This window comes from Mojavia sp. (assembly GCF_059505145.1).
Window position 1 is genome coordinate 1 of sequence record NZ_JCACKA010000081.1, and the last position, 18,606, is coordinate 18,606.

General features: G+C 42.1%; 13 protein-coding genes. 2 read left to right on the forward strand and 11 right to left on the reverse strand.

Going from position 1 to position 18,606, the window contains the following annotated elements; genetic code table 11:
* Positions 1–253: 253 nt before the first annotated feature.
* The 5 genes from AC5JL8_RS23675 to AC5JL8_RS23695 form a co-directional block, all read right to left on the reverse strand.
* Positions 254–1,633 carry an alkaline phosphatase family protein gene (locus AC5JL8_RS23675; protein WP_495882122.1) on the reverse strand — a complete coding sequence of 460 codons (1,380 nt, stop codon included), beginning with the start codon at positions 1,631–1,633 and terminating at the stop codon, positions 254–256.
* A 15-nt stretch (positions 1,634–1,648) separates the two neighbouring features.
* Complete coding sequence (gene eboE / locus AC5JL8_RS23680) at positions 1,649–2,875, reverse strand: metabolite traffic protein EboE (protein WP_495882123.1); 1,227 nt, start codon at positions 2,873–2,875, stop codon at positions 1,649–1,651.
* Between the two features lie 93 nt (positions 2,876–2,968).
* Positions 2,969–3,901, reverse strand: coding sequence for a UbiA-like protein EboC (gene eboC, locus AC5JL8_RS23685; RefSeq protein WP_495882124.1), 933 nt, complete (start codon positions 3,899–3,901; stop codon positions 2,969–2,971).
* A gap of 251 nt (positions 3,902–4,152) precedes the next feature.
* Entirely contained in the window at positions 4,153–5,058 is a 906-nt protein-coding gene (locus AC5JL8_RS23690; RefSeq protein ID WP_495882125.1) for a TatD family hydrolase, read from the reverse strand.
* A 28-nt stretch (positions 5,059–5,086) separates the two neighbouring features.
* Complete coding sequence (locus AC5JL8_RS23695) at positions 5,087–5,968, reverse strand: EboA family metabolite traffic protein (protein ID WP_495882126.1); 882 nt, start codon at positions 5,966–5,968, stop codon at positions 5,087–5,089.
* 525 nt (positions 5,969–6,493) lie between these two features.
* Here AC5JL8_RS23695 and AC5JL8_RS23700 point away from each other — a divergent pair.
* Positions 6,494–7,699: a 3-dehydroquinate synthase gene (locus tag AC5JL8_RS23700; RefSeq protein ID WP_495882127.1), complete on the forward strand. Its 1,206-nt coding sequence runs from the start codon at positions 6,494–6,496 to the stop codon at positions 7,697–7,699.
* 4 nt (positions 7,700–7,703) lie between these two features.
* On the opposite strand, the gene AC5JL8_RS23705 is transcribed toward AC5JL8_RS23700, so the two are convergent.
* The 3 genes from AC5JL8_RS23705 to treZ form a co-directional block, all read right to left on the reverse strand.
* Complete coding sequence (locus tag AC5JL8_RS23705; RefSeq protein WP_495882128.1) at positions 7,704–9,245, reverse strand: trehalase family glycosidase; 1,542 nt, start codon at positions 9,243–9,245, stop codon at positions 7,704–7,706.
* A 176-nt stretch (positions 9,246–9,421) separates the two neighbouring features.
* Entirely contained in the window at positions 9,422–12,214 is a 2,793-nt protein-coding gene (treY, locus tag AC5JL8_RS23710) for a malto-oligosyltrehalose synthase (RefSeq protein WP_495882129.1), read from the reverse strand.
* A gap of 126 nt (positions 12,215–12,340) precedes the next feature.
* Positions 12,341–14,206 (reverse strand): malto-oligosyltrehalose trehalohydrolase, encoded by a 1,866-nt coding sequence (gene treZ / locus AC5JL8_RS23715; protein ID WP_495882130.1) that lies wholly within the window; start codon positions 14,204–14,206, stop codon positions 12,341–12,343.
* A 473-nt stretch (positions 14,207–14,679) separates the two neighbouring features.
* On the opposite strand from treZ, the gene AC5JL8_RS23720 reads away from it, so the two are divergent.
* The gene (locus AC5JL8_RS23720; protein WP_495882168.1) at positions 14,680–15,024 is read left to right on the forward strand and encodes a response regulator; all 345 of its coding nucleotides are present in this window, start codon (positions 14,680–14,682) and stop codon (positions 15,022–15,024) included.
* A gap of 5 nt (positions 15,025–15,029) precedes the next feature.
* Here AC5JL8_RS23720 and AC5JL8_RS23725 read toward each other — a convergent pair whose 3' ends face one another.
* The 3 genes from AC5JL8_RS23725 to AC5JL8_RS23735 form a co-directional block, all read right to left on the reverse strand.
* Positions 15,030–15,431, reverse strand: coding sequence for a response regulator (locus AC5JL8_RS23725; RefSeq protein WP_495882131.1), 402 nt, complete (start codon positions 15,429–15,431; stop codon positions 15,030–15,032).
* Positions 15,432–15,825: 394 nt separating this feature from the next.
* Entirely contained in the window at positions 15,826–17,550 is a 1,725-nt protein-coding gene (locus tag AC5JL8_RS23730; protein WP_495882132.1) for a hybrid sensor histidine kinase/response regulator, read from the reverse strand.
* Between the two features lie 572 nt (positions 17,551–18,122).
* Positions 18,123–18,533 (reverse strand): thiol-disulfide oxidoreductase DCC family protein, encoded by a 411-nt coding sequence (locus AC5JL8_RS23735; RefSeq protein ID WP_495882133.1) that lies wholly within the window; start codon positions 18,531–18,533, stop codon positions 18,123–18,125.
* Positions 18,534–18,606: the final 73 nt, after the last annotated feature.

The window sequence follows — 18,606 nt, forward strand, 5'->3', positions numbered from 1 at the left end:
TTCATCCACCTCAAATACTGATTAACGGAGTTCTGATACTCGTTCATCCACCTCAGATACTGATTAACGGAGTTCTGATACTCGTTCATCCATTTGATTTTTGAAAGGCGTGTAGAAATACTTAGGGTGAGCAGTGCCCAACGCCAGATGCTTCAAGCCAGGGAACCCTTTCGGCAGTCGCTCATGGGGGAAACCCCCTGCGTACCCGTCGCTGCCTCACCAACGCAGTGGCTCCCCTACCTTTGATAAGCATTTACGTAAGAATATTTAAATGTTTGAGTATCACAGAGCAAACATCGGTTGCGGGAATTAACTCTTGATCAACTAGGTGAGTCTGTTGACTAATCAACATTGGGCCTTCGGCTGGGGAGGTAGTAATACACCCATGAGAACCACGCACTACCGAAGCATCAAGAGGAATTACATCAAGCAGGTAGCGAAAACCTAATTTTTTCTGTAATAACTTAAGAGCAATTTTGAGTTTAGGAAGTTTCAGTTTTGGATCTAGAAAAAGTTCTACAGGATCGTAACCAGGTTTGCGGTGAATATCCACAGTTCTAGCAAAATCCGGTGCTTTGGCGTCATCTAGCCAGTAATAATAAGTAAACCAAGCATCAGATTGAGCGATCGCCACTAGTTCTCCCGATCTAGGATGATTAAGATGATAGGCTTTTTTGCCCTCTTCATCTAATACCTGAGCTACGCCTTCAGTTGCTTCTAGCAAAGAACGCACTTTCGGAATATAAGCCGGATCATTTACATATACATGAGCAATTTGATGATCGGCAACGGCAAAAGCAATACTAGCACCAGGATCGAGTAATTCTCGCCCTAATTCTTCTCGTACAGCAATTAGATTATTCGCTCTCAGTACACGGTTTAAATCTACTGCTTTGGACACCGGAGTAATGCCATACTCAGAAAGAATAATTACTTGAGCATTACGTGCTTGATAATAATTAATTAATTCGCCACAAACAGCATCAATTTCTTTTAAATCTTTTTGTATCTGCTTTTCGTCGTGACCAAATTTTTGTAAGCAGTAATCTAAATGAGGTAAGTAAACTAATGTCAGAGTTGGGCTATAGCGTTCTTCTACCCATTTGGCCGAATTAGCAATCCATTGACTAGAAAGAATTGAAGTATTTGGCCCCCAAAAATTAAACAGAGGAAACGGCCCTAATTCTGATTGAATTTTTCCTCGAATATCAGCAGGATATGTATAAATATCAGGTAATTTTCTACCATCTGCGGGGTACATTGGGCGCGGTGTAATAGAATAATCCACCGAAGAGTACATATTGTACCACCAAAAAAGGTTAGCACAAGTGAAATTGGGGTCAATAGATTTAGCAATTTCCCAAACTTTGGGAGCCTGCACCAATTTATTAGACTGTCGCCAGAACTTCACTTCACACTCATCACGGAAGTACCAACCATTAGCAACAATGCCATGCTCATCAGGCAATTTTCCTGTTAAATAAGTAGCCTGAACAGAACAAGTTACAGCAGGTAATACTTTGGCAATTGGCGCTACTCGCCCTTTAGCCGCCCACGAAGATAAAAACGGCGTGTTTTCTCCTAATAAATTGGGCGATAATCCCACAACATTCAAAACAACCGTTTTTTGCATAAACTTAATCTCCTGTTAATTGGCAGCAATTTCTGTTAATACCCACTCGTACTCTCGCTGAATAGAAGTCAGCAAATCTATCTTCATTTCTGATGGCAATACATCCCAGGTGTAAGTTTCAATTTCTAGATGATGGCAAGCATTATTTTCTTGCAGTAAATGCAAAACAGTAACAATGTCATCTTGCGTAGACTGCAAAACTTGATAATCGTGAATGAAAATTGGCACATGAAAGTGAGTGCGCCATTCTTTAGCTAGAGATTGTTCTAAATGTGGTAATGCAGTGATTAAGTCTGGATAGTGATATAAAGTACCATCACTGCGACGTTCTATTACTTGGTGAAGATAGGTAGATTCTGCAAAGGGGCGTAAGCGTTCAGCTATTAAGCTACGCTTCTCAGTATCAGATGGTATTTTGACTTGAATTGCCGCACTGATTTGAATTTTACCAATTTTAATACCTGCTGATTGCAAACGTGCAAACACAGACTTTGGATCTTCATATTCAACTGAGAGATGGCAGGTGTCATAGCAAATACGAACATGCTCTAGTAATTTAGTTTCTGCTAAACTCTGCTCTATCTTTAATTTTTGAACTAAATAGCTTCCACCAATTGGCAATAACCAATTTTGAAAAAACTCAATTACTTCTGATGTATTCTCAATTAATCCATCCGGTTCAGGTTCTAAATCAAGATGAAGCAACTTTCCTGTTGCTTCTCGGATGCGAATCATTTCTGCTACAACTAATGCTAGGTGAAAACAGCTATTTTTTAGAACTATTTCCCAAGTTGCTTGGTCTTCTCCCCACCAAGGTTTATAAGACAAAGGTAATGTAGAAATTCCACCGTCAATTTCTTCTGGTAATAGAGTAGCTAAAATTTTTGTCAAGCTTAATGTGTAATTTAGCCGTTCCTGAGTTGACCAATCCGGTACATAAACTTGGTCTTTAACAACCTGATTATGAAATCCTCCGTAAGGAAATCCATTTAAGGTAAAAACGTATAAATCTTGTTGAGTTAGCCACTCTTTAAACTGAGCCAAGTTATTACTTGCTAAAAGTTGCTTTGCAGCTGTGTCTGCTAATCTCAAGCCAATCCCAAATGGTGCTTGCGGTGATAACCGTGATTTGAGTTGGGGAATATACTTTTCTAAATTAGCAAAAACCTCTGGCCAACTTTCACCTGGATGAATATTTGTGCAATAAGTGAGATGAAAGTTACTGTCTGTGGAAATCTTCATTTTAGATATTAACGCTTTATTGGTGCTGAGTTTTGAGTTCTGAGTGCTGAGTAATAATTTCTCTACTTCCAATCCCCAATGTCCTTGTTTGCTTTAAGTAACAGCAAATATTTTGGCAAATGACATTGAGATTGGTAGCAAAATTAATACTAATAAACCGTAATATAAACCAGCGAAACCAGCGGCAACTGTTGCATCTAAGATAATTAAAGATAACACACCAACTTTTACAGCATTTCGGATTGTTTCGGGTGCTGGTTCACGGGCAGCTTTGACAAAATCCGGCAATACTCGCACAGCTAATAAAGTAGCAAATGGTAATGCTGCGATCGCTGTATATTCTCCCAAAAATCCTAAAGCTAAAACTGCCGTTAGAACTATTGCAATTAGGAGTACGGCGATTACTCCCGTGATTTTCTTACCTCCATGAACTTCTCCCTGACTAATTGCTGTGATTGCAGCAATGTAAAGGATAGGAATTAGGGCTAAATACCAACGTTCCCAAACGATCGCTGGTACAGCACTTACACCCAATAATAAGTTACTGCCACGACACAAACCCATATTTAGCGGCCCAAAAAAGGGATGATGTTTGGCAAGGGAGTCATACAATAAACAAGCAAAAGTAATGAAGATAGCGATCGCAGCACTTAAATAAGAGACTTGCGAAGCTGCTAAAATGCCGATTGCAAACAATATACTTCCCAATACAGTTGCATTCTGGCGAGACACACGCCCGCTAGGAATTGGTCTGGTTGGTCGCTCTTTTTTATCTAATTCGGCATCAAAAACATCATTAAAAACTATACCACCACCGTATAAACCAGTTGTTGCTAATAACAACCAGCCGAGTGTAGTTAAACTAGCCAAACTTGTTTGTCCATTAATTAATTGAGCTAAAATAATCCCGGAGCCAGAAGCAGCAAAACCAACCAAAATATCAGCCCAAGCAGTTACGATGTTGGCTGGGCGCATCAACTCTAGATACCCCCGCCATTTGGGAAAATTCAAGCTTGCAACATTCACTCTTCTACCTCTCTAACTTGTATTTTTTACAAATAAGTGCTACATGAATTTGATAGTTATTTTTTCTTGGCCTTAGTAACTTACGACCAAAATAAATTTTTGGCATCAGCCAAATTGAAGAAAATATAACCACAGGTAAACACAGATAAACACCGATGAATTATCTGTATTTATCGGTGTTTATCTACGCTTCAAAAAATTCTTAAACCATAATATTTTCATGGCTTAAATATGATGATATCTGTGGCTTTTTACTCAATCAGCACGTAATCTGCTGTTGATTTAATCCCTGGTTCTTGTCCCCGCAATACGGAATTGCCGTTAAACATCTGACGCTGATCGGCAGATGGGGCATTAAGCCAATCTGATGCTTTCATTTGTCCAGTTTGACTGTAAGCAGCTAGGGCATTTTCATAACAAACTGCTCGTACATAAGCTTCTGGGATGCCTTTTTCTAACATCAACCGAGCCGTTTTCGGCACTGCTAATGGATCGCTCACGCCCCAATCAGCGCTACTATCTACGATCACGCGATCGCATCCATACTGACGCACAATCTCTACCATTCTGGCGTTACCCATCTTTGTTTGTGGGTAAATTGTGAAAGCCGCCCAAAATCCCCGTTTTAAAACTTCTTCAACGGTTTCTTCGTTATTGTGATCAATAACTACTTGTGCGGGATCTAGTCCATATTCAATACAACGATCCATACTGCGGCTAGCACCCTCCTTTTTATTACGGTGGGGTGTATGAATCAGTACCAGCATATCTAGTTCTTTGGCTAGTGCTAACTGTTGACAAAAGTATTTATCTTCTGCTTCTGTCATGTCGTCATAGCCAATTTCGCCAATAGCCACAACTCCCTCTTTACACGCATAAAGCGGTAGCAGTTCCATAACTTCTGCTGCTAAGGCTTCGTTATTAGCTTCTTTGGGGTTGAGGCCGATTGTACAGTAGTGTTGGATACCGAACTGGCTAGCACGAAACCTTTCCCAACCCACAAGGCTGCTGAAGTAGTCTTTGAATGAGCCAGCGCTAGTGCGGGGTTGTCCTAACCAGAAGGATGGTTCAATGACGGCGACAATACCATACTCCCGCATGATTAGATAATCATACGTAGTCCGCGAACACATATGAATGTGAGGATCGATAAACATAATGCTACGGCTTAATGACGGCTAAATGTTATTTGCAGATCGCTAGGCGATCGCGGTCAAAATTACTCCAAGTCAGATCACCTTGTTGAATAGATGATTGCAAATGGGGGTAACCAGAGAGTAATGCTTGTGCTTCTGGTAAAGGAGATTGGGAGCAAGCTAATGCGGCTGCTTGTTGTTCAGCCATATCCCCATCAGCTAACACTTTTGCCAAATCCGCGATGATTGCAGTATCAGCAAACCGTCCCACTGGTCGCCAAAGTTCTGGTGATACGGGGCGTTTTGCTGCCCAACGTTCATGGGCGTAGTTTACCAACATCCTTGCCAATTCTGGGTTAGCACGGCGATCTAAACCCCAGATCAGATGCAACGGGCTACCGACAAATAAAGCTTTCAGCACCATCTGATTCCAAGCAATATTGTCTAAATAATTTGCCGGATAAGGATTGCGTAGTGCTATAGCTTGGAAAACTGTACTCATGTTGCTGCGAATACCTTCAGCAGCTCGTTGACGATGTAACTCTGGATGTGGTATTAGGGGTAAACTTTGATACAGTGCAATCAATTCCCCCATATCAGCCGTACTGAAGACTTTATCAAGTGTTTGCACGTACTCCTCTGGGCGATCGCAGGGTAAAGCTAAAAGCAAGAGTGTGCGGCCTGCTTGATCTACACTCCAATCGCCAGGAAACCAACCGGGAATCAAATCTTGGGCTGCTTCCAAGTCTTGGAATGTTACCTGCAAATTATCTTTACCTAAATAACGTGGCACAGCACTAAAAGCCGTGAAAAATACTCGTTCAGCAGCACCGCTAGAAATCTGTGCCTGCTTCTGTTCCAGCCAAGCAAGCGCTGTATCTGAAACAGACTGTGCTAGCCAGTGATAAAGTAACTTGTTTACGCTACTCATGATTGATTCAGGAGAAGTTTTCCTAGTTTTTTATGTGGCAAACTCGGTTAAAATTTGCTACTAAAATACATTCTTTATGATTAAGTCAGCTAGATAATATCTTAACTAAATTCAGATAATGTACTGAGTTTATCAAAATTCTATTGCCAGAACTTCACTGAATCTATAAAAAACAATCTATTTTAAAGAAGATAATGTAAAGATAGAGTTTTTGGACGTTAAATCATAATACTAAGTTAATAAAATACTTTTACAACTCAACTCAGTAATGATAACTACTACGCTAATTAAATTTCAAGCTATTGCATCAAGCAAGTTTGAGAATTAATGTTATTGTCATCTTTATTTGCCCAAAAAAACAGTAGTTAATATCTGTGTTTGATGAATTTAAATAACTTTCCCAGCATTTCAGAGTTCAAATACTGGAATAGATTCATAGTTATAAATTTGCTGTCAATCTTCATGGTAGCAATATAACTACTCATAGTTATTTAGTAAAAAGCTAACTTAAAAAATACTGATAAGATGTTTACTAAAGAAAAGACTCCTTTAATTCTGCAACCAATTGAACAATCTGTGCGCGTTAACTTTAAATATGATATTCACTTCACTAATGGTTTGTTTGAGTTAGACAATCCTTTACTAGCACAAGTGATTGCCACAGATCGGGAGACAAGCCGGAAAAAAGTGTTAGCAGTTATAGATAAAGGATTGCTCTATTACCACAATGATTTAGTAAATAAATTATTACTTTATGCTCAACGTTACGAAGATATTATAACTTTAAGCGGCGAGCCAATCATAGTTCCAGGTGGAGAAATAGTTAAGAACGAACCAATATTTTTAGAGCAAATTCATCAGCGTATTCATGCTGTTGGATTATGCCGCCACTCCTACGTGTTAGCAATTGGGGGTGGAGCCTTATTAGATATGGTAGGATATGCAGCAACAACTGCTCACCGAGGAATTCGGCTGCTGCGAGTGCCGACTACAGTGTTAGCACAAAACGATTCTGGTGTAGGCGTAAAAAATGGAATTAATGCATTTGGCAAGAAAAACTTTTTAGGCACATTCATGCCACCTTATGCTGTATTAAATGATTTTGAATTTCTAACTACACTTGACGATCGTGATTGGCGATCTGGGATTGCAGAGGCTGTGAAGGTGGCGCTGATCAAAGATGCAGAATTCTTTGATTTTATTATGGCAAATGCCGATAAATTAGCTGCACGAGACATGGGCATCATGGAAAAGCTTATTTATCGATGCGCCCAGTTGCACTTAGAGCATATTGCCAATAGCGGCGACCCCTTTGAAAAGGGTTCATCACGTCCCTTAGATTTTGGTCATTGGTCAGCCCACAAATTAGAGCAAATCACTGACTACAAACTACGTCATGGTGAAGCGGTAGCGATTGGTATTGCTTTAGACAGCACTTATTCTTATTTAACAGGGCAACTTTTGCAATCAGAGTGGCAAAGAATTTTAGGCACACTCAAAAAATTAGGGTTCACCTTGTACGTATCAGCACTGACAGAGCAATTAGATCAACCCGCTCATCCCCAGTGCTTATTTCAGGGGCTGACTGAGTTCCGCGAACACTTAGGTGGACAATTGACAATTACCCTTTTACAAGGAATCGGACAGGGAATAGAAACTCACCAAGTAGATTTGGCTTTATACAGAGAAGCTATTTCAATGCTGCAAACTTGGGAAGTTTCACATTCATAAATCCCTAATCTGCAATCCCCCGTCCTCGGTTCAATGCTGCTAGCAGTTCTAGAACAACAGCATTAGTCCAGCCAAAACCGATTTCGTTAGAGCTGTATCCAAAGCAGATTTCGTCAGAAACATTGGCAGAACAGCGCTCGACATCGTATTTCTCAACTAAAATACCGCGGCGCTCAAATTCCTTAATCACCATCGCCAGGAACTTGTGGGCAATACGATCGCCTTCTTTGTAATAACCATAGCGGTGCATTCCCTCAACAGCAATCAATGTCAATGGAGCCCAACCAAAAGGAGCATCCCACTGATTACCTGTAACGCGGGTACTAGTAAAGATTCCGCCTGGTGCTTCAAACAAAGAAAGATTTTCGACAACGCGTTTGGCTTGCGCTTCTGATGCGAGTCCTGTCCAGAGGGGATAAAAAGTGGTAGCAAATTCGTAGTTGCGGCGTTTTTCAGTTTGGAAATGATAGTCCAGATATAGCCCTTGTTCCTCATCCCAGAGACACTGATCAATGCGATCGCGGCGGACTTTTGCCCGATCGCGCCATTGCTTGGCTAGTTCTTGGTTCCCAAAAATATCGTTAATTTGTGCTAAATCTTGCTCCATTTGATAGAGCAAACTGTTGAGGCACACGGGCGCGTAGTGAATAATATCAATACTGAAAGGGCCAAAGCGGTTAGTGATATCAAAGCCGGACTCGCGCATCGTGCGATCGCCTTTGTAAAACAGATTAGTCAATTCATCCCGATCGCGGTTGTAGTAAAGGCTGACATCATAATCTTCAATTTCAAACCTTTGATAGTATTGCTTGACGCGATCGTAGTGGCTTCTTCCCTCCTCATCCCGTTCAGAAAATACTACTTCCGGTGCTGGCCCTTCTCCTAAAGCATAGTATCGGGATAAGCCTGTGGCTGGGTTAAGGTGGGGCGGTACTACCCAGTAATAATAAAACTGCTCTAACAAAGGTACAGTTGACCGTAGCCACTCTTCATCCTGGGTATGCTGGAACAGTGCCAAAACCATCAGGCTGAGGACTGGGGGTTGCGATCGCGACAGCATATAAGTTCGGTTGGCATTGAGGATCGTGCCGTAATGCTGCACTTGATAAAGCAACTGATCAACTTGACTTTGTGCCAGATCCAATTCCCCATCTCGCAACAACCCCAGCAAGATAAAATAACTGTCCCAACCGTACAATTCATTAAAACGTCCACCGGGCACAACGTAAGACCCAGGCAGGTACAGCAAACCATGCTCTCGAATCGCTTCGGCTTCGGGCGGCAAAGTGCGAATTGCTATCCTACTTACATCCTCCGCAGATAGCGATCGCTCCAACACCGACTGAATATTGGGGCAGTCTTCTCTAGGCGAAATGTAGATAATCCAGGGAGTTTCTACTTGATGGTCTAGCTTGGCATCCTGTGCGGACTCCAATAAATGTTCGTGCGATCGCGTTAGTGTTTTCCACGTTTTTTTGATATAGTCCCGCACGGCGTCAATCTGTGTTTTAGTAAATGCCGATTGGGTAGAAAATTCAGTAGTCATAATTAGCAATTTATTATCGTTATCAAAAGAGTGCTGATTTTATTTCTTTCTCAGCACTAGGGATTGGGTATAGGGCATTGGGGACTGGGGACTGGGGATTGGGGATTGGGGACTGGGGACTGGAACTGGGGATTAATATTTTTACTGAGTACTCAGCACTCAGCACTGATCAATCATCACTCGCTTACTAACAAAGCAACTGGAAAATGAGCTAGGGCTGCACCAATAGGTAACGTTCCTGTCGCTTCTACGGTTTGCTGAGTCAGAAGATTTTTCCAGCTTGAGGAAGTTCCTTGAGGTAATTGTAGGTGCGTATCTTGCCACACGGACTCGCCTAAAGGATATTCTCCTGGCTGGATGAGACGAGTTAACAAACGAGGGGCGATCGCGATCGCTGTTTGATTTCCCTGCTGTCTGGCAAAGGCGATGATGTGATCGGCGTGGGTTCCCTGAATTTCTAATGGCAGATAATCACCATCTTGGAATAGAGAGAGATAATCTGTTCTGGCTTTGAGTGCTTGGGTTGTCAAAAACAGTTTGATTCTGCCATCGATTTTGTGATTAAGTAACTTTTGAATCAAGCCCAGAATGTCAGTTTTGCTTTGTTCTTTGATCGTACTTAAGTAAGCACGTCGCTGCTCAAAATCTACAGGGCGGCGGTTGTCTGGATCGACTAGGCTGAGTTCCCAAAGTTCAGTTCCTTGATAAAAGTCGGGTACACCAGGTGCAGCAATTTTTAGTAAAGTTTGGGACAGGGAATTAAATATGCCATAGTCCGCAATTCGCTCCTGAAAAACGCGAAAAGCTTCAATAAATTGCCTGGAAATGGACGGGTTTAATACTTTTTCCACAAACGAAGTACAAGCGTCTTCATACTCACTATCAGGGCGCAACCATGCTGTATGAACTTTCGCTTCTCGAATTGATTTAATGATGTATTCCTTCACCCGTTCCACAAAGGATGCGTGTTCGTGTTCGGCAAAAGGAAACGCCCCGACTAACGTTTGATAGAGAAAATATTCATCGTTGCGATCGGGCATCGCTAATCCATTGCGCTCGGTTTTGTGCCCTTGATTCAAGCTACTCCAAGTGTTTACCTGTTGATCCCATTCTTCTGGAATCTCCGATAACACATTTAACCGGGCGCGCACATCTTCACCGCGCTTGGTATCGTGAGTCGCGGTGGTATTCATTGTATGGGGCCAATGGATTTGGTGCTTATGGTTAAAAGCGTGGAAGTCGGCTAAAGAGATGCCAAAATGACTAGGATTTCCGCCTACTTCATTGAGCGACAGCAACCGATTGTAAGCATATAACGTAGTATCTTCTACGCCTTTTGCCATCAGCGGGCCAGTGTATTGCTGCATCCGCAGGACAAAATATAGCCACTGTTCCCGTTCTGTCTGAGTGAGAGAGTCATCAAACTCTAACAGCATGAGCTTTTCAATAAAGTCCATTTCATGCTGCAACAGAGGTACTTGTTCCTTAGCTTGGCGAATTACTTCTTGAATGTAAACGCGATCGCTATCGTGAATGCCATCGGGGGTAATGTAGGTACGATAAATCGGAAACAGAGTTAAAATTTCCGCGATCGCCCGTTTGAGTCCATTAACTGTAAAGTCATTGCCATAGCGGTATTTGCTGGAAATATTCTTTAATAAGATAGCCAGATTATCAATGTCACCCGCTAAGTTCTTTTCGAGGATGAGGTGCTTATTGGCATTGACAAGGGACGCATAATTTACTTTCGAGTTTACAAAATTATGGTAAATTTTATCGAACCGCGACTCATTTTCCGATTGGCAGAATACACCATTTATATAGTTTAAAAAGTCATATCCCGACGTACCTGCAATTTCCCAATTTTCCGGTAAATCTTCGGTGAGTTCTAAGATTTTTTCAACTGTGATGTAAACATCTCCCAACTTTTCATGGAGGCGTTCCAGATACTGTGTTGGGTTGTACAGCCCATCAATATGGTCAATTCTTAAACCAGTAAATTTGCCTTCTTCTACCAGTTTTTGAATTAAGCTATGAGTGTTATTAAATACTCGCAGTTCTTCAACTTTTACAGAAATAAGTTCGTTAACAGTGAAAAAACGGCGGTAATTCATTTCTTCCGCCCCAACTTTCCAAAAGGCGAGACGGTAAAATTGATCGTTCAGTATGTCATCTAGCAAATTAAAGCTATCAGGATTACCTACTTCTCCATTGAAAGTTTTGAGGTTCTCGTCAATAAACTCACGAATAGTATCGTTTGTGGTGTAAAGTTCCCATACCAAACCTTTAATAAAGGCGATTTGGTCTTGTCGCTGTTTGCCAGCAACCTCTGAGGGCACACTTTTGAGAATGTAGAGAATACCCAATAGCTTAATGAAATCGGGATGGTTGCGTCCCAGTGTGCGGGTGAGTTTGCCCAAATTGTGAGTTAGAAATTTGGTGTAAGACTCTAATCTCAGGGGTAATTTTAGGCTGTAATAGTTGACGGTTAAACCGTTTTGTTCATATTGCAGCTGGATGTCTCCTTTTTCTAGGGATACACCGTAGAAGTCTCCCAGTAAGGGAGCTAAAATTCGTTCTTGGCGATCGCCAAAGGGAGCATTCCAACACAAATCGAAGTAGTCGGTATAACTAGAATCTGGGCCATGTTCTAACACATCCATTAAGTAAGGGTTTTCGCTACTATAAGCCATGTGATTGGGCACAATATCTTGCAACCAGCCCATACCAAGGCTTTGTAGTTCGCTCACTAATGCCTCAAAGGACTCAGCACTTCCCAATTCTGGATTTAGTTGAGCAGCATCTACTACATCGTAGCCATGCGTACTCCCAGATCGTGCTTTAAAAATGGGAGAAGCATACAGATCAGAAATGCCCAGATCTGCCAAATAAGCTGCGATCGCTTTAGCGTTTTCAAAGCCAAACTGAGATGTAAATTGAATTCGATAAGTTGCCTTGGGAACTCGCATGGGATTGAAGATTGGGGATTGGGTACTGGGGATTGGGGATTGGGTATTGGGGATTGGGTATTGGGGATTGGGGACTGGGGGTTTTCCTTAGTCCCTAATCCTTTTATTGTTAAAGCCTTTTGCCTTCTAGCTTGTGCCTTCTGCCTCTAGTTCATACAGCACGAGACTTGTGGGTTGCAGTTGCAGTTCTTGTTTTACAGACAAATGCTCAGGTGCTTGGGAACCAGGCCCGGCCCATGATGTATCTGCGGAGTCTAATAGTTTGTGAGCATTGCTCTCTATTGGCAGAGTTACTGTCACTGGAGATTTATTAAAATTCATCGCAAATATCAATTCGCTCGACTCGCACCAACGGCGCACAATGACTAATTGTTTATCTTCATCGCTAGTTGCTTGGATGAAGTTGCGGTCTAGTTTTAAAAGTGCAGGATGAGTCTGGCGCAAGTTAATTAATTGGCGATACCAATCTAGTAAAACTTTGTGTTGGCCTTCGTTACGTAATTGCCAATTAAGTTTACAACGTAAAAAAGTTTCTGCTGATTCTGGATCTGGTGGATTATCTGCATAGTGAAATGCTTCAAATTCTTGTTTGCGTCCGGCGCGAACAGCTTGAATTAAATCTGCATCGGAGTGGCTGACAAAATACATGAACGGTGCAGTTTCGCCGTATTCTTCACCCATGAACAACAGTGGTAAGTTAGGCGACAACAGCACAGCACCAGCGGCTAATTTCAAACCCTCAAAGGAAAGACGCTCAGTCAGGCGTTCTCCTTTCATTTGATTGCCGATTTGATCGTGATTTTGGATACATACCAAAAACTGCGATGGCGAGCGATCGCGGCAAGACATGCCATGAAATCTCTGGCGGTGAGGAGCGTACTTCCAATCGTAGACAAAAGTATCTTCGTAAGCTTTCGCTAGCTGGGCACATTGTCCAAAGTCTTGATAATATCCTTGGCGATCGCCTGTCAAAAGTGCGTGCAACGAATGGTGAAAGTCATCACTCCACTGAGCATCAAGCCCATAACCACCTAATTCTGGGGGACGAATTATTTGCGGATTATTCAGGTCACTTTCGGCAATTAAGTGGCGTTTCCATCCGTTTTCCTGCCCAAGGGAAAAGCTATGAACAGCTTCTGCCAAATCCCACAAAAAGTGCTTGGCTCCCAGATCGTAAATCGCCTGAATAGCATCGAGTCGCAATGCATCAATGTGGAAATTTCGTAACCAATACAGTGCATTTTGGATGAAATAGTTACGCACACCTTGACTGTGGGCATCATCGAAATTCATCGCGTTGCCCCACGGTGTCTTATAGGTTTTAGTAAAGTAGGGCGCGAACTGGCTCATATAGTTGCCTTCTGGGCCAAAGTGGTTATAGACCACATCCAGCACAACAGCAATACCATGTTGATGACAAGCATTCACTAGTTGCTTGAGATCGGCGGGAGTACCATAAGAATTTTGCACAGCAAATGGGTAAACGCCGTCATAGCCCCAGTTACGGTATGCCAAACTAGCTTCAATATGAGTGTCTCCGGGAAACTGAGCGATCGGCATAATCTCAATTGCGTTAATTCCCACTTCTCTCAGTTCCGCTAGACGGGGAATGATGGCGGTGAAGGTTCCTTCCGGCGTGAATGTACCAACATGAAGTTCATAAAAAATCATCGACTCCAAGGGAATGCCATTCCACCCGTTATCTGTCCACTCGAACTGGTGATCGATAACTTGAGACGGCCCATGAACTCCTTCGGGTTGATACTGCGATGCTGGATCGGCAAAGGCATTTTCTCCATCCAAGACGTAGCGATAAAGCGTGCCTGGATAGACATCATTCACTTTTGTTTGCCAGTATTCCTCTCCTTGAGGTTTGAGCGGAATTACTTGCTGTTGTGGGGTCAAAATTTCTACTGCAACGCTATTTAAGGTCGGAGACCAAACTATAAATTCGCACTCTCCGTTACCCAAGTAGTGAGCACCAGTTTTCACGCAGTATCCTCCCGTTAGATAATGTGTGTGCCGAAGTGTGACATGAGCGTAATGATCGCGCCAGCTAGCATCATGGTTGGTCTCTCAGACAATTTTCTAGCACCCGCAGACGGATTTTTTTCACGGCAAAAGTCTGTCTATTCACCCTTGTAGGGAAGATTGAACTAAAAAACTCTATCGAATTATGTAATTTTGTTGCGAGAGGTTATAGATAGTTTAAGTAAGAAGCTAAAAAATGTTGTTACACCAATTTTCTATAATTTTGCAACAGATCAATCTCCGCGTCTTCCTACCTAGTCTTCTCCTGCCGGAGACGCTACGCGTAGTTTACTTCCCCATAGGGGTACGAGAACGCCTGACAGCGAACCGATTCTGTTTTAGCAGTATGGGTACTCTACTTTCGCGGCTGGATTACACATTTTAGCTCTTTTGTGTAGTAGATCACGCATAGAAAGCTATTTTTTCTCATATTAATTTGTGATGACGTTGCTGATGATGCACTGCTATTAGAAGCAATACTATTAGCAGATAATTGTAAAATTCAAATAGTTAATTCTGGTAGAGAAGTGCTTAAATTTCTTGAAACAAACTCTAATCTACCAGACTTAGTAATAATAGATGTTATGATGCCTCTAATGGATGGGTTTGAAGTTGTTCAGCACATCCGAACGTCAAATAAATTAAAATCTCTCCCTATATTATTAGTAACAGGTATGGATATAGATGCTACTAATCTCGATATAAAAGTTGATGGATTTATTCACAAACCTATTAATATTGATACTGTAATTTCTCAGGTTAGAGCAATTTTAGATTAACCCTGTTAGTCTACAGCCTCAAAAATCTCTTGAATCCTTTCAACCAGGTCATCAGGATCTACAGGTTTTTGAATAATTCCATTAACGCTTATATCACTTAATTCCATTGCAAATACTTCTTGATGTGCTGTAATTAGCAAAATAGGTAGAGTTTGTAAATGTTTATCTTTTTGAACACGTCTAACTACTTCATACCCATTGATTTCAGGCATCATGATATCTAGTAGCAACAAGTCTGGCTTTTGAGATTTAATTTTATTGAGAGCTTCGATTCCAGACGTTACAAACTCAACTGTATAACCTTCCATTTCTAAAATTGTTTGAAAGAAAATACAATTATCTTCAACATCGTCACAAATCAAAATATAGTTATTAACACTGTTCGGTCTTACGCCTTGATTAAGCATTCCATAATTAAGCTATAACATTTTATCTATTACCATGTTTAAAGTTGCGAGCTTTTGCTTCAACCTTTAGAGTGATACTTATTACATATTTATGTAAATATTAGATGTGTATCAATCCATCTTTTAATAGATGCATATCCTGAAAGCTAGATGTGTGATATCGTGTCCGGTGAAAGACTTATCATTAAGACCGCAGGGAGGAGGGAGCAAAGAGCAGGGAGAAAGAGCATTTCGCGGTTTTTACACAGATGCGAGAATAATAACTAATTAAGCGGACATGATATGAACCAGCAAAAAGAATGATCCGCTGTTGCAGTGTGGCTACCCCTGGCGAGGCTCGACCGCGTACCTTTCTTGCTCAGTCGGGGCTAAAGGGTATTATCATTAGAACAAATTAAAACCTTCCGGTTCGTCCTGTTAGACTGGCAATCACAGCCGCTAACTCCGCTGCATCTACGGGTTTTGTAAGATGTATCTGAAAGCCTGCTAACAAAGCTTTTCTGCGATCGTCGCTTCTTGCATACGCGGTTAGTGCAACAGCTGGCATCCGATCGCCACGCTGTGCTTCAAGTTGTCGCAGTTTCCGAATCAGTGAGTAACCATCCTCATTCGGCATCCCAATATCGCTGACTAAAACATCTAAGCTTTGACCTGTCGCGTTTTCGATGATTTCCAATGCCTGACTGACAGAGGCAGCGCAAATGACTTTAGCGCCATACTCTTGCAAAATTGTACTTAGCAATTCCAACGAATCTGCCTCGTCCTCCACAACTAATATTTGTAAGCCTTCCAAGGTAGGCGGAGCATCAATCCTGCCATCAACTTCAGCGATCAAGTCTAATGCCTCTGGCTCACTCGATGGTTTATGGATAATCATGATGGGCAGCTTGACAATAAAGGTTGCCCCCTGTCCTATTCCTGGACTTGCCACAGTTACTGTCCCGCCATGTAATTCAACTAGTTGACGAACAATTGCTAACCCCAAACCGAGTCCACCATAACTTCGGGTGGTAGTACTGTCGTGTTGGCGGAAGCGATCAAAGACATAGGGTAGAAAATCTGGGCTGATGCCTTGCCCATTATCGCTAACGGTAATTTCGACATGGGAATTGACCCTCTCCAAGCGGATCTGTAATCGCCCTCCTTTGGGCGTGAATTTGATGGCGTTTGAAAGCAGGTTCCAAACGACTTGCTGTAAACGGTCGGCATCACCAGAGATGGGATTTTCTGAGGAATCAAGAATGCTTTGAATGCGAATTGACTTTGCCTCAGCCGCCAGTCGCACAGACTCAATGGCTGCCTCAATTACTGTAATTAAATTGACTGGACGGACTTGCAGACGTAGCTTGCCTGTGATAATGCGAGAGATATCGAGGATGTCTTCGATGATCTTTGTTTGAGATCTGGCGTTCCGCTCGATCGTCTCTAAGGCATGCATTACTCTATCCTCGCTCAGATGTTGTTTCCGTAACATCTGCGACCATCCTAAGATGGCATTGAGCGGTGTTCTCAATTCATGAGAGAGAATCGAGAGAAACTCGTCTTTAGCGCGATTAGCTGCCTCAGCCTCAGATCGGATGACTTGTTCGCGGATTAACAATTCTTCTTTGACGCGATTGGATGCTTCCAGTTCTGCTGTGCGTTTCTGTACCCGTTGCTCCAGTTCCGCATTGATCGATTGGATGCGCCTTCGGCTATCTTCCAGTTCCTGGTTCGTGATGGCTAGCTGAGCTGGACTTGGTGCATCGATCGCGATTGGAATTAAGGGAATCAATAAAAAGGTGAACGCATAGGATGACCATAGGGCATTGAAAGCTTTCAACAGTCCTGAAAACCAATAAATGGGATACCAGAGCGTAACTACTCCCATTAGATGAGTGGTGCCACACAGGGCAAAGACAAAAAAGTACCCAACCAGGAGTGTCACAGTCTTGGCTGGGAGATCTTTGCGCTCATTTGTAAAGTAAACAATTGCTATGGCGACTGAGTAATAAGCGATCGCGGTCAATGCATCTGAAATTAAATGTAGCCAGACTAAACCCGGCCTCCAAAGGTAACAATGCCCGTGGGGAATGAAGGCAGTTGAAAGGAAGTTGCTGAGTAAGTCAGGCATATTCATAATTAATTGTTATTTTCGGCAGAGGGATGATGGCACTTGTGTTCTGGCTGTTGCGGCTGCATCAATTCTTGTTGTGCTGCTTCAATATTTATCTTAATAGCATTGATTTAAATCTATACATTCACCAGAACACCCAATTTATTGCCGACTGACCATTAATGCTCATTTGGGTTCAGTTAGGTCAAGCAGAAAATAAGGGACTTCCAACTAAAAAAATATCCCATCGCATTGAGAGCAGGGAGCAGGAAGTATGGGGAAGGAACAGTCGTGTTGAACCAGAAATTGGAATAATTTATTTTTTGGAGTTCCCTAATACTCCCCTTGGTCGAATGGCACTAAGTTTAGTTATTTGTTGAGGCAAGCTGGGGAAGCTGGAAAGGCTGGGGGAGAAAGATGTTCTAAAATATACTGTAATAATGATTATCTATACTTTTTTCACTTGCTTGCCCCAGGGTAGGAAATGCCTTTGAAATTCAGCGATATTTTTGTGATGGGTAGCTCCAGCCCTTATTGAAGCACTAAAGCGCCCACTACGAACTTCCTTAATCTGTCATCACCTGTGTGACTGAGTACTAGCTATCTACCTTGCAATTACCATCCACACAGTATGACGATTGATAAGTGCTGGAACGCTTGCCAAAGATAGTGTAACGGTTGTCGCGGATTTGTTCGTAAAAGCGATCGCCTACCCACTTCACTCCAGGTAATGCTCGATAAGCATCTACAAATATGCTTCCTACGGGCAATAACCGCCCAATCTCTTCAGCAGCGTCACTACCTTGCCAACGTCTTGCAGGGACATTGCCATCAATTAAAATCATCCCCTGTTCGCAATCTTGGGCTGTAATTCCCCATTGGGTAAGTGTCTGTTCATCTTGCATGGGGCTGTAGCGAAACAGCTTTCCTTGGTCTAGATTTTCTAGTAATTGCACTAGGGTAACGCAGAGATTGCAATTGCCGTCATAAATTACATAGTAATTCATTAGTTTTAGTTATGCTCCTTAGAATCCCTGATTTGATTTCAAATTATGAGATTATATTTCTATCTATAAATAA

What these genes read in the sequence shown, in the direction of transcription:
- AC5JL8_RS23675 (WP_495882122.1), bottom strand. Translation starts at nt 1,633, where the DNA reads ATGCAAAAAACGGTTGTTTTGAATGTTGTGGGATTATCGCCCAATTTA.
- eboE (WP_495882123.1), bottom strand. Translation starts at nt 2,875, where the DNA reads ATGAAGATTTCCACAGACAGTAACTTTCATCTCACTTATTGCACAAAT.
- AC5JL8_RS23690 (WP_495882125.1), bottom strand. Translation starts at nt 5,058, where the DNA reads ATGTTTATCGATCCTCACATTCATATGTGTTCGCGGACTACGTATGAT.
- AC5JL8_RS23695 (WP_495882126.1), bottom strand. Translation starts at nt 5,968, where the DNA reads ATGAGTAGCGTAAACAAGTTACTTTATCACTGGCTAGCACAGTCTGTT.
- AC5JL8_RS23700 (WP_495882127.1), top strand. Translation starts at nt 6,494, where the DNA reads ATGTTTACTAAAGAAAAGACTCCTTTAATTCTGCAACCAATTGAACAA.
- AC5JL8_RS23705 (WP_495882128.1), bottom strand. Translation starts at nt 9,245, where the DNA reads ATGACTACTGAATTTTCTACCCAATCGGCATTTACTAAAACACAGATT.
- treY (WP_495882129.1), bottom strand. Translation starts at nt 12,214, where the DNA reads ATGCGAGTTCCCAAGGCAACTTATCGAATTCAATTTACATCTCAGTTT.
- AC5JL8_RS23725 (WP_495882131.1), bottom strand. Translation starts at nt 15,431, where the DNA reads ATGCTTAATCAAGGCGTAAGACCGAACAGTGTTAATAACTATATTTTG.
- AC5JL8_RS23730 (WP_495882132.1), bottom strand. Translation starts at nt 17,550, where the DNA reads ATGAATATGCCTGACTTACTCAGCAACTTCCTTTCAACTGCCTTCATT.
- AC5JL8_RS23735 (WP_495882133.1), bottom strand. Translation starts at nt 18,533, where the DNA reads ATGAATTACTATGTAATTTATGACGGCAATTGCAATCTCTGCGTTACC.